Raw genomic sequence first — 11830 nt, forward strand, 5'->3', positions numbered from 1 at the left:
CCCGTCTTTCAGATGCGCGGCAATTCGGGCCGTGCGGCAATCGCCTTCCGGATCACTGCCTCGACGCGCTCGCGCTCGGCTCCCTTCAGGGGCATGCGCGGCAGCCGACAGCGGTCGTTCGAGCCGATGCCGTGCACTTCCGCCAGCTTGATGTTCTGCACCAGGTTGGTGGAAACGTCGAGGTCGAGCAGCGGGCGGAACCAGCGATAGATCGCGCGGGCCTCCTCGATTCGTCCGGCCTGCGCCAGCTTCCAGATCGCCACCGTCTCCTTCGGAAAGGCGACGACGAGACCGGCCACCCAGCCGCACGCCCCCATCATCAGGCTTTCCAGCGCCAGGTTGTCGACGCCGGTGAAGACGTCGAAACGGTCGCGGAAGCGGTTGATGACGTCGGTCACGCGGCGGATGTCGTCAGTCGATTCCTTCATCGCGACGACAAGCGGCTCGGCGGCCAGTTCCTCGAACATGTCGCCGGTGACGTCGACTCCGTAGGCGACCGGGTTGTTGTAAATCATCGCCGGCAGCCCGCTCGCGCGGATCGTCGCCAGCAGGTGGGCGACCGTCTCGTGCGGGGCGGAGCGATAGGGCACGCCCGGCAGCACCATCAATCCGTCGGCGCCAGCCTTTGCCGCCGCTTCCGCCGCCTTCACGGCGCGCCGGGTCGAGCTTTCGCAGATCGTCATCAGCACCGGGCGCGATCCGGCCACCGCCCTGGCGAGGCGCAGGATCTCCAGCTTCTCCTCAGCCTCCAGGGCCATCGCCTCGCCGAGCGAGCCGCAGACGATGAGCCCGTCGACATCCGCCTCGACCTGGAGCGCGAAGCAGCGCTCCATCTCGGCCATATCGAGCCGGTCATCTTCGGTGAACTTGGTCGTAACTGCCGGAAAAACGCCGCGCCACATGTCGAAAGGCTCCTTGCCGTCACCTGATATATCAACGATGGGCGGCACGATTTCATAAGACTTCCCTGAAGTCAACGATTGATATATCACTAGCATATCGAAATGATCCGGAAACGGAGAGAGCATGCTGAGCCACACCGCCGACACCGCCCGCGACGATGATCCGGCAATCGCCGCCGCCGAGGACGAAAGCCGCGCGGCCCTTGCCTATCGCAAACTGGAGGAGATGATCGTCACGCTAAAGCTCGCGCCCGGCTCGGCGATCACCGAGGCGAGCCTCGCCGCCGCGCTCGGCATGGGCCGCACGCCGATCCGCGAGGCGGTGCAGCGCCTGTCCTGGGAAGGACTTTTGACCATCCGCCCCCGTCTGGGCATTGTCGTCAGCGAGATCAATCCCGGCGATTTCGCCCGCGTCCTCGATGCCCGCCACGCCGTCGAGGTACTGCTTGCGGGCGCGGCCGCCCGCTTCGCCAGCCGCGCCGAGCGCGACGTGCTGGCCGATTGCGCGCAAGCCATGCGCGACGCGGCTGCCGCCAATGACGTTCTCGGCTTCATGGCCCGCGACAAGCAGTTCGACGAGGTGGTGGCGGTCGCCGCCTGCAATCCCTTCGCCGCCCGTGTCGCGGCCCCGCTGCAAACCCATTCCCGCCGCTTCTGGTTCCGCTATTTCGGCGACAGCGACCTGGCCGCCGCCGCCTTCCACCACATGGAGTTGATGCGGGCGATCGGCGCCGGCGACGAGCCGCGCGCCACCGCCAAGGCCGAGGAACTGATGCAGTATCTGCGCCGGCAAGCGGCGCGGCTTACGTCAGGCTGACAGGCGACCCATTCTCACTCGGCAAGAGCCTGCCGCACGGCCGGCCGAAGCAGCCAGCCCATCAGCGCCGTCGCGATCAAAGCCCCGGCGATCTCGCAAGCGATGAAGGCCGGAAGGTCCACCGGCCGGATGCCGGAGAAAGTATCGGTCACCGACCGGGCGATCGCCACCGCCGGATTGGCGAAAGAGGTCGAGGCGGTGAACCAGTAGGCGGCGGTGATATAGAGGCCGACGAGCCAGGGCACGGCCGCAGCGCGAAAGCGTATCCCGGCAAGGATCGCCGCCACGAGGCCGAAGGTCGCGATGCCTTCCGCCAGCCACTGCCCGCCGCCGGTGCGTACGGTCAATGAAGCCTGCAGCGGCGCCAGCTCGAACATCAGATGCGCAACGACCGTGCCGCCAAGGCCGCCAAGCACCTGCGCCACAACATAGGCTGCGGCTCCGGCCGCACTCACCTCCCGCCTCAACCAGAAGACCAGCGTCACTGCCGGGTTGAAATGCGCGCCCGACACCGGCCCCAGCATCGTGATCAGCACCACGAGGATCGCCCCGGTCGGGATCGTGTTGCCGATCAGCGAGATTGCCGCATCATCCGATAGCCGGTCCGCCATGATCCCGGAACCGACCACCGTGCCGACCAGCATGGCGGTCCCGAGCGCTTCCGCCGCGAGACGACGGGGCAGATCGAAAGCGCTCATCCGTCAGTCCTCCATCTCGCCGATCGCCTGAAGGGCGCGTTTTATTGCAGGTTCGCCGAGATCCCCGGCATGCGCCGCGATTTCGAGGAAAGCACGGATCCGTCGGTCGAGCCGCCCGTAGGCAAGATCGAAAGCCGCCTCGCCTCCTTCCGCACCATCTGCGCCCGCCGGATCGGGAATGCCCCAATGCACCTGCAGCGGGTGGCCGGGCCAGATCGGGCAAGCTTCGCCGGCCGCCGTGTCGCAAACGGTGACGATCAGGTCCATTTTCGGAGCATCGGCGCCGGCAAACACCTCCCAGCCCTTGGAAGAAAGGCCGGCGACATCGTGCCCCTTGCGCCGCAGGCAGGCGAGCGCATCCGGATTGACTTCTCCGCGCGGGCGGGATCCGGCAGAAAAAGCAATGAACCGTCCCTCGCCCAGACGGTTGAGGATCGCCTCGGCCAGGATCGAGCGAGCCGAATTGGCCGTGCAGAGAAACAGGACGCTTGTCGTGTCCGGCATGGATTGCCTCAGCAGGAAGGGTTGGCGGGGATGCAAAGGCTGCCGAGCGGCGCGCAGATTTCCGGCCGGCCGCCGCAGCAATCCTCAAGCAGGTACGAGAGAAGCCCTAGCATTCCTGCGTAATCGGCGCGGTAGCGCAGGCTTCGCCCCTCGCGCGCCTGCCGGATCAGCCCGGCACGCTGCAGGATCGAAAGATGGCTGGAGAGCGTATTCGCCCGCACGTCGAGCCGCGCGGCAATCTCACCTGCTGCAAGGCCCGCATCGCCCGCCTTGACCAGCAGGCGAAAGACATCAAGGCGTGTCTCCTGCCCAAGTGCGGCCAGCGCCTCGAGCGCCTGCGCCTTTTTGATAATCTCTTTTTCCATAATTCGGGAATAATCGAATTATATGACGCTTTGACGACGGCGCGTCCTGCAAGAATCAAGAAGCCCGCCGGAACGGGTTCCGGCGGGCTTCTTGATTGCAAAAGGACTGCCGGTCAGGCCGCCCGTTTCGCCAATCTCGCTTTGATGCTGTTGACGTCGGCGCGCGGCGTGGCGGCGAACAGCGTCTTCGTGTAGCTGTGCCGCGGATTGTCGAATACCTCGTCGCGGGTGCCGTATTCCACCGCCTCGCCGAAATACATCACCATCACCTTGTCCGCGATGTAGCGCACCACCGAAAGGTCGTGGCTGATGAAGACGTAGGTGAGGTTAAACTCCTCCTGGAGATCGGCAAGCAGGTTCAGGATCTGGGCCTGCACCGAAAGGTCGAGAGCGGAAACCGGCTCGTCCAGGACCAGCAGCTTCGGCTTCAGCATGATGGAGCGGGCGATGGCGATACGCTGGCGCTGACCGCCGGAAAACATGTGCGGGTAGCGGCCGTAATGCTCCGGCTTCAGGCCCACCTTCTGCAGCATGGCAAGGGCGGCATCGCGCCGCTCGGCCGCCGGCATGTCGGTGTTGAGCAGTAGCGGCTCCTCAAGCACCGCGCCGATCTTCTGACGCGGGTTGAGCGACCCGTAGGGATTCTGGAAGACGATCTGCACTTTCTGGCGCATCTCCCGCGAGACGCCGTATTTGGCGATGTCGATCGGCTGGCCGTCGATCTCCACCGTGCCGGCGGTCGCCGGGTCGATCATGGTGAGGATGCGCGCGAGCGTCGACTTGCCGCAGCCGCTCTCGCCGACCACGGCAAGCGTGGTGCCGCGCTCCACGTCGAAGCTGACGCCCTTCACCGCCGACAGGATACGCGGCTTGGTGAAGATACCGCCCTTGATGACGTAGTCGCGCTTAAGGTCGCGGACCTTGAGGATCGCGTCGCCGCTCATGCCGTGGCCTCCTTGGGCGCGGTTTCGAAGAGGGCGCGGAAATCGCCAACGGTCGGCAGCCGGTCGCCGGTCGCGTTCTCCGGCAGGGCGGACAGCAGCGCCTTCGTATAGGGATGTTTCGGGCTTTCGAAGAGCGACAAGACGTCCGCCTCCTCCATCTGCCTGCCCTGATACTGCACCACGACGCGATCGGCGGTCTCCGCCACCACGCCCATGTCGTGGGTGATCATGATCAGGCCCATGCCGCTTTCGGCCTGCAGCTTCAGCAGCAGGTCGAGGATCTGCTTCTGGATCGTCACGTCGAGCGCGGTCGTCGGTTCGTCGGCGATCAGGAGCTTCGGGCTGCAGGCGATCGCCATGGCGATCATCACGCGCTGGCACTGACCACCCGACATCTGGTGGGGAAAGCTCGATAGCCGCCGCTCCGGCTCGGGAATGCCGACGGCCTTCAACAGCTCGATCACGCGCGCGGCACGCTCCGAACCACTGAGTCTCGTGTGCGTCTTCAGCACTTCACCGATCTGGAAGCCGACCGTGAAGCAGGGGTTAAGGCTGGCGATCGGCTCCTGGAAGATCATCGAGATGTCCTTGCCGATGACCTGCCGCCGATCCTTGGGCGAGAGCGTCGCCAGGTCGCGACCCTCGAAGGCCATCCTGTCGGCGGTGATCGTCGCCGTGTCCGGCAAGAGGCCCATGACGGCGAGCATCGCAACCGACTTGCCGGAGCCGCTTTCGCCGACGATGGCCAGCACCTCGCCGGCATCGACCGTGTAGTCGACCCCGTCGAGCGCCCGGAACGGGCCGGCGGCGGTGTCGAATTCGACGACGAGGTTGCGGATTTCGAGAAGAGGCATGGGCTCAGCTCCGCTTCAGCTTCGGGTCGAGCGCGTCGCGAAGTCCGTCGCCCACGAGGTTGATCGCCAGAACCGTGATCAGGATGGCGAGGCCCGGGAAGGTGACCACCCACCAGGCGCGCAGGATGAATTCCCGCGCCTCGGCCAGCATCGTGCCCCATTCCGGCGTCGGCGGCTGGGCACCCATGCCGAGGAAGCCGAGAGCCGCGGCGTCGAGGATCGCGCTGGAGAAGGACAGCGTAGCCTGCACGATCAGCGGCGACAGGCAGTTCGGCAGGATGGTCTTGAACATCAGCCGCATGTTGCCGGCGCCGGCGAGCCGCGCGGCGACGACGTAGTCGCGGTTGCGCTCGGAAAGCACCGCCGCGCGCGTCAGACGCACGAAATGCGGCTGCAGCACCAGCGCGATGGCGATCATCGCATTGGTGAGGCCGGGGCCCAGGATCGCCACTAGCACCAGGGCGAGCAGCAGCGACGGGAAGGCCAGGATGATGTCCATCACCCGCATGATGAAGGTGTCGACGGCGCCACGGAAATAGCCGGCGATCACGCCGAGCACGATGCCGCCCGACAGCGCAATGGTGACGACGATCACGCCGATGAAGAGCGAGTAGCGCGCGCCGTAGATCAGCCTCGACAGGATGTCGCGGCCCACCGCGTCGGTTCCTAGCAGGAAGGCGGCCTTGCCCCCCGCCTCCCACACCGGCGGGGTCAGAAAGCTGTCGCGGTACTGCGTGTCGGGCGCATGGGGGGCAACAAGCGGTGCAAAGACCGCGACGACGACCAGCGCCAGGAAGAACGCGAGGCCGATCACCGCGCCGCGATTCTGGGAGAAGTAGTACCAGAACTCCGTCAACATCGCCTTGGTGGCGTTGCGGCTTTCGCTGGCAAGCTTCGCCGCGACGGCCGTTTCGGTGGCGGGGGTCTGGGTGGCGGATGCTTCTGTCATTGTTCTGCCTCCCCGGATCAGGTGTGACGGATGCGCGGATTGACGAGGCCGTAGAGCACGTCGACGATGAGGTTCACGATCATAACGATGGCCGCGATCAGCAGCAGCGCGCCCTGCACGACGAAGTAGTCGCGGCGCGAGATGCTGTCGACCAGCCACTTGCCGATGCCCGGCCAGGAGAAGATCGTTTCGGTCAGGATCGCGCCGGCCAGCAGCACGCCGACCTGAAGGCCGATGGTCGTGATCACCGGGATCAGCGCATTGCGCAGCGCATGCAGCCCGATCACCCGCAAAGGCGAAAGACCCTTGGCACGCGCCGTGCGCACATAGTCTTCGCCGAGCACTTCCAGCATCGCCGAGCGTGTCTGGCGGGCGATCACCGCAAGCGGGATCGTCGCCAGCACGACCGACGGCAGGATCAGGTGGCGAACGGCGGAAGCGAAGGCGCCCTTCTCGCCCGAGCGCAGGCTGTCGATCAGCATGAAGCCGGTATCCTGCGGGAAGAAATAGATCAGCGAGATGCGGCCCGATACCGGCGTCCACTGCAGGATGCCGGAGAACAGGATGATGAGCAGCAGGCCCCACCAGAAAATCGGCATGGAATAGCCGACGAGCGCGGTCCCCATGATCGATTGGTCGAAGAAGGAGCCGCGCTTGACGGCGGCGAAGATGCCGGCGGGAATGCCAAGCAGCACCGCCAGCAGGATCGCGCACAACGCCAGTTCCACCGTCGCCGGAAACAGCGTCAGGAACTCCGTCAGCACAGGCTTCTTGGACACGAAGGAGGTGCCGAGGTCGCCCTGCAGGATATCTCCGAGATACATGAGATATTGCTGCCACATCGGCTTGTCGAAGCCCATCTGGCGCAAAAGTTCCGCCTTGCGTTCGGGGTCGATGCCCCGCTCACCGGCGAGCAGGTCCAGCGGATCGCCGGGCAGCAGGCGGATGAAGGAGAAGGCGACAAGGGTGACGCCGATGAAAGTCGGAATCAGGAGGCCGATGCGGCCAACGAGAAAGCGAAGCATTTTTCGGGGCTGCCCTTCAGATCAACCGGCCCCCGGCACGTTGCGCCGCCGGCCTGGGGTTGATCGTTTTGAGTTCGCAGGAACGACCGTTTCCACCCTTGGATTATGAGCCTGCAATTCTAGCGCACCGGACGCGCGAATGCGCTCGGTTTCGCAAAAAATGCGGCGATTGCCTGAACGGATATGTCCAAGAAAGCATTCAAGGAAGGAACGGTGGAAAGCGTCCGGCGAAAGCACCGCTGCCGGGGGAGCTTTCGTTCCCGGCCGGCAGACAGTTGCGCTAGTCTGCAAAAAGGCTCCGGCGAACTGGTCACCGGAGCCTGTGGCAATCGCGTTATTCAGCGATGTCGACGCCGTCGAACCAGTGACCGCCGAGCGGATCCATGACGTAGCCGCTGACCTTGGAGGACATCGGCATGAACACCACGGAGTGGGCGATCGTGGCCCACGGAGCCTGCTCCTTGAAGACCACCTGGGCCTGCTCGTAGAGCTTGGTGCGCTCCGCCTTGTCGGTGGCGACCTTGGCCTTCTGGATCAGGTCCTCGAAGTTCGGGTCGCACCACTGGGCGCGGTTGGAGCCGCCGACACCGTCGCAGCCGAGCAGCACGGCCAGGAAGTTGTCCGGGTCGCCGTTGTCGCCCGTCCAGCCGAGCAGCACCGCGCCGTCGCGGTCTTCAGCCTTGGAGCGGTTCAGGTACTCGCCCCACTCGTAGGAAACGATCTCGACGCCCACGCCGACCTTCGCGAAGTCGGCCTGGATGAGTTCGGCCATGCGGCGGGCGTTCGGGTTGTAGGGACGCTGCACCGGCATCGCCCAGACCTTCATCTGAAGATCCTTGACGCCGGCTTCCTCGAGCATCTTCTTCGAGGCTTCCGGATCGAACGGATCGTCATGGATGGCGTCGTTGTAGGACCACATCGTCGGCGGGATCGGGTTCTTGGCCGCCTGGCCGGCGCCCTGGAACACGGCGTCGAGGATCGCCTGCTTGTTGATCGCCATGTTCAGCGCCTTGCGGACCTTCGGGTTGTCGAAGGGAGCCTGCTTGGCATTATAGGCGAGATAGCCGACGTTGAGGCCCTGCTGTTCGAGCATCTGCAGGTTCGAATCGGCCTTGATCTGCTCGATATCGGCCGGAGCCGGATAGGGCATCACGTGGCACTCGCCGGCCTTCAGCTTCTGCAGGCGCACGGACGCATCGGTGGTGATGGCGAAGATCAGGTTGTCGATCGCCTGCTTGCCGCCGAAATAGTCCGGATTCGCGGCATAACGGATCACGGCGTCCTTCTGGTAGCCGACGAACTGGAACGGACCGGTGCCGATCGGCTGCTGGTTCAGGAGTTCGCGGGTGCCGGCGGCTTCAAGCTTGTCGGCATATTCCTTCGACTGGATCGAGGCGAAGTCCATGGCGAGGTTCGCGATCATCGGCGCTTCCGGCCGGTTGAGCACGAATTTCACCGTGTGGTCGTCGACCCGCACGATCTCCTTGATGAGATCGGGCATGGACATGCCGTCGAAATATTCCCATGCCGCACCCGCGGTATAGGTGTTCCAGGGGCTGTCCTTCTTCAGCTGGCGCTCGAAGGAGAAAATCACGTCGTCGGCGTTGAAGTCGCGGGTCGGCGTGAAGAAGTCGGTGGAATGGAACTTGACGCCCTTGCGCAGGTTGAACGTGTATTTCGTGCCATCGTCGGAGATCGACCAGCTCTCGGCCAGGCCCGGCAGCACTTCCGTGGTGCCGCGCTTGAACTCGACGAGACGGTTGAAGACGGGCTTGGAAGACGCGTCGAACGTGGTGCCGGAGGTGTAGAGCGCCGGGTCGAAACCTTCAGGCGAGCCTTCGGAGCAATAGACGAGAGTCTTGGCGGACGCGGCTCCCGCCATCATGGCGGCAAAGCTCACTCCCAGAAGCGTCGCCTTGAAGAAGCGGCGGATCATCATTGATTATCTCCCCTTTATAGAAAGACGGCTGCCCGGACGGCCAAGTCTGTGGTGCGGCAGCTAGAAGCCGCCCCGCCAGTCCCCCGGCACCGTCTTGAGCGCAATCTAAGGCCGGAAAGCTATCGAAAATCAACCGTGCAACGCTTTCCTTTTTTTCGTCATTTACGGAAAAATTTCCCCATATGGAGGCTGATCGCGCAGCCATGGCGCTGGCATTTCCCTCACAATGGAAAATCGGACGCCTGCGCGCGGGCCCGCCGACGGCGCGCCGGCCGACCATTTTTCCGAATGTCCGGGCCATATTCAATCCATTGATTTCAAAGGGCGGGCGGCAATGCGACGATGTACGTAACGTCCGCTTAAAGATAACGGATTGATAATGCTCCTCGCCTAAGGTCGGATTTGAGCGGGAGATTTCCTCCGTCGCCGTCCTTTGCCTCACCTTTACGTGAACGGAAGACGAAAATGGCGGAAAACCGGGTTTGGCGCAGAACCGTAGGGACGGGCAGCAAGGGTTTAGCGTGATGAGGCAGGCAGGAAACGGACAGCTGACGCGCGCCGGCCAAGGCCGGATCGCCGTGCTGCGGCTGGCCGGGATCCGGGCCGCCCACCAGGAGATCCGCGCATGCTGAACGAGCTTGTCCGCCTTGCCCGGGATGCCACGCCCGCTTCGCGCGGCAAGCTGCTGCAGCGCGTCGCGGACGTCTTTCTCGACGGCATCGGCGGACATTCGCAAGCCGAGCTCGAGCTTTTCTGCGACGTCATCCTGCGCCTGCTCGACACGACGAGCGTGGCCGACCGCGCCGCCCTTTCACGCCGGATCGCGCCGGTCGCCGGCACACCGCAGCCGATCGCCATCCGCCTTGCGAAAGACGACATCACCGTTGCGGCACCCATGCTGGAGATGAGCCCGGCATTGAGCGAGGCGGATCTGATGAAGCTCGCCCGCCGCATGCCGCAGACCCATCTGGAGGCGATCGCGCGGCGCGCCAACATGAACCCGCGCCTGTGCGACACACTAATCGAGCGGGGAAAGACCCGGGTCTGGCGGGAAATCGCAGCCAACACTTCGATCCGCATGAGCGACTGGGGACTGCGCACGCTCGCCAAGCATGCGCTCAAGGACGTGCCGCTGCGCGAGCACATGGCCAATCGCCGCGACCTTACGCCGCTGATCTGCGAATGGCTGTTGCCGCATGTGAATCCGACGACGCGGCTGCGTCTCCAGGCAATCATGTCCGGCAGCGATCCGATGGAGACTTCGGATGTCAACCGCATCCGCCAGGATCTGCGCCGGCGCCTCGGGGTCTATCTCGACAACTGCGACGCCACGAGGTTGTGGGGGCTAGTGGAGAACGGCGACAGCAGCCTGAACGACCTGCTCGTGCTGCTATTCGACGAAAAGCGCATTAATGACGCGGTGGCCTTGCTGGCGAAAGCCACGGATCGCCCGGCGACCGACATCCAGACGGCGATGTTCAAGGCACCGATCGACGAACTCATCGAGCTTGCGCTGGCGGCAGGTGTTACCGATCACACTTTCCTTGCCATAGCCCAGTTGCGCTGTCGGCAGCTGCGCATGCCGGACAGTCAGGCGGTGCGCTGGCTCGAGCTTTATCGCTCGATGCGGGCGGGCGCCAGGATCGGCATTCGCCCAGACACCCGTGCCGGCAGGCCGCTCAACTGAGGTCCCTCAGGCCGAACGCCGGACGAGATGGGCGGATATCGCCGTCAGCAGCGTCGCCCCTGCATAGAACCACAGCCCCGGCAGGACGGACGCCGCCGCGAGGCCACTGGTCTTTGCGGCGAAGACGGCAAGCGCCACGAGCATCACGTCCATCATCGACCATTTGCCGAGCGTGGTCATGAGACCGAGCGACCGGCCGCTTCTGCCGTTGATGGCTGCAATGTGAAGCGCAAGGATCTTGGCGGCAGGAAAGATGACGGAAAACAGCGCCACGATGCCGGCAAGCGATCGCTCGCCATCCTCCCACAGCCCTGTGACGATCTCGATCAGGGAAGGCGTGTCCTCCAGGAAATAGAGGCGCTCGAAGACCATCAACGGCAGCATCAGGCCAAGAATGAAGGACATCGTGGCCAGCGGCAGAATCAGGGCAAGCAGCAATCGCACCGGTTTACTCTTCCTTGGAATGCATCCAGGTTCCTGGTGCATGTCGCAGGCCATCGCGGGCCGCCGCATGCGATCCGCTTATAGAGCGCTTCGGTCCTGCGCCTCAATCAGATCGGCAAATGGTAATCCGCGGAGCGGCCGCGCGATCGCACTTCCTGAAATGGCGGGAAAAAGGGAACGTCGTCTTTTCGACTGTTTGAAATGAAATATCGCAAGCCGCCGGGCGCCTGCACCCGACAGCCTTCAATCCTGATTTTGCCTGTCAGCGGGTGGCGGCGCGGCTGCGGCCAGCAATCTCGTCCATCGCGTCCTGGTCGGCGGCTTCCAGTTCGGAGCGCTCGCGCAGCAGGTCCCGCTCTTCCATCAGCTCGAACTTCTTCAGCTCTTCCACCGCTTCCGAAAGCTCGGCGCGGGCACGGTCCAACTGCTCCGCGAGTTCATTGGCCGAGTTGCGCAGGTTGTCCCGCCGCTGGGCCGCCGCCTTGGCGAAGGTCGGATAGGCGAAATGCGTCACGTCAGAGATGCCGACGCGCTTCTGCTCCGCCTTGATCTGGTCTTCCAGCTCGCCCGCCATACGCTCGAATTCGGCTATCATCGATTCGATCTGCGTGACCTGGCGACGCTTTTCATCGACCTGAAATTTTTTCAGTCGGATGAGGCTTTCGCGGGACTTCATAACTCGTTACTCCCTTTACCGGGCTC

At 64.2% G+C, this 11830-nt stretch carries 13 protein-coding genes; 2 read left to right on the forward strand and 11 right to left on the reverse strand.

Annotated elements, in window-relative coordinates; translation table 11 throughout:
• Positions 1–8: 8 nt before the first annotated feature.
• Positions 9–902 carry a dihydrodipicolinate synthase family protein gene (locus H2509_RS08785; protein ID WP_182164813.1) on the reverse strand — a complete coding sequence of 298 codons (894 nt, stop codon included), beginning with the start codon at positions 900–902 and terminating at the stop codon, positions 9–11.
• Positions 903–1026: 124 nt separating this feature from the next.
• Between H2509_RS08785 and H2509_RS08790 the strand changes: the two genes are divergently transcribed.
• Positions 1027–1719: a GntR family transcriptional regulator gene (locus H2509_RS08790; protein WP_182164404.1), complete on the forward strand. Its 693-nt coding sequence runs from the start codon at positions 1027–1029 to the stop codon at positions 1717–1719.
• A 14-nt stretch (positions 1720–1733) separates the two neighbouring features.
• Here the strand turns inward: H2509_RS08790 and H2509_RS08795 are convergent, their stop codons facing one another.
• The 8 genes from H2509_RS08795 to H2509_RS08830 all read right to left on the reverse strand — a co-directional run bounded on the left by H2509_RS08795 (position 1734) and on the right by H2509_RS08830 (position 8994).
• Entirely contained in the window at positions 1734–2417 is a 684-nt protein-coding gene (locus H2509_RS08795) for an aquaporin (protein WP_182164406.1), read from the reverse strand.
• Between the two features lie 3 nt (positions 2418–2420).
• Positions 2421–2921 (reverse strand): arsenate reductase ArsC, encoded by a 501-nt coding sequence (locus tag H2509_RS08800; RefSeq protein ID WP_182164408.1) that lies wholly within the window; start codon positions 2919–2921, stop codon positions 2421–2423.
• A gap of 8 nt (positions 2922–2929) precedes the next feature.
• Positions 2930–3286: an ArsR/SmtB family transcription factor gene (locus tag H2509_RS08805; protein WP_209001876.1), complete on the reverse strand. Its 357-nt coding sequence runs from the start codon at positions 3284–3286 to the stop codon at positions 2930–2932.
• Positions 3287–3399: 113 nt separating this feature from the next.
• The gene (locus H2509_RS08810) at positions 3400–4230 is read right to left on the reverse strand and encodes a dipeptide ABC transporter ATP-binding protein (protein WP_182164410.1); all 831 of its coding nucleotides are present in this window, start codon (positions 4228–4230) and stop codon (positions 3400–3402) included.
• Positions 4227–5084, reverse strand: coding sequence for an ABC transporter ATP-binding protein (locus H2509_RS08815; RefSeq protein ID WP_182164412.1), 858 nt, complete (start codon positions 5082–5084; stop codon positions 4227–4229). Before H2509_RS08815 ends, H2509_RS08810 begins: the two co-directional genes overlap by 4 nt.
• Before the next feature lie 4 nt (positions 5085–5088).
• Positions 5089–5943 carry an ABC transporter permease subunit gene (locus H2509_RS08820; RefSeq protein ID WP_408022670.1) on the reverse strand — a complete coding sequence of 285 codons (855 nt, stop codon included), beginning with the start codon at positions 5941–5943 and terminating at the stop codon, positions 5089–5091.
• A 107-nt stretch (positions 5944–6050) separates the two neighbouring features.
• Positions 6051–7058 carry an ABC transporter permease subunit gene (locus H2509_RS08825; RefSeq protein ID WP_182164416.1) on the reverse strand — a complete coding sequence of 336 codons (1008 nt, stop codon included), beginning with the start codon at positions 7056–7058 and terminating at the stop codon, positions 6051–6053.
• Positions 7059–7392: 334 nt separating this feature from the next.
• Positions 7393–8994 (reverse strand): ABC transporter substrate-binding protein, encoded by a 1602-nt coding sequence (locus tag H2509_RS08830; RefSeq protein WP_408022671.1) that lies wholly within the window; start codon positions 8992–8994, stop codon positions 7393–7395.
• Between the two features lie 628 nt (positions 8995–9622).
• Between H2509_RS08830 and H2509_RS08835 the strand changes: the two genes are divergently transcribed.
• A complete protein-coding gene (locus H2509_RS08835) occupies positions 9623–10684 on the forward strand; it encodes a DUF2336 domain-containing protein (protein WP_182164420.1) in 1062 nt (353 codons plus the stop codon).
• 6 nt (positions 10685–10690) lie between these two features.
• Here the strand turns inward: H2509_RS08835 and H2509_RS08840 are convergent, their stop codons facing one another.
• On the reverse strand, positions 10691–11128 hold the full coding sequence (locus H2509_RS08840; RefSeq protein WP_182164422.1) for a paraquat-inducible protein A: 438 nt from the start codon (positions 11126–11128) through the stop codon (positions 10691–10693).
• 262 nt (positions 11129–11390) lie between these two features.
• Positions 11391–11804: a flagellar export protein FliJ gene (fliJ, locus tag H2509_RS08845; RefSeq protein WP_182164424.1), complete on the reverse strand. Its 414-nt coding sequence runs from the start codon at positions 11802–11804 to the stop codon at positions 11391–11393.
• Positions 11805–11830 lie beyond the last annotated feature (26 nt).

This window comes from Stappia albiluteola (assembly GCF_014050225.1).
In the GTDB taxonomy this organism is placed as follows: Bacteria; Pseudomonadota; Alphaproteobacteria; order Rhizobiales; family Stappiaceae; genus Hongsoonwoonella; species Hongsoonwoonella albiluteola.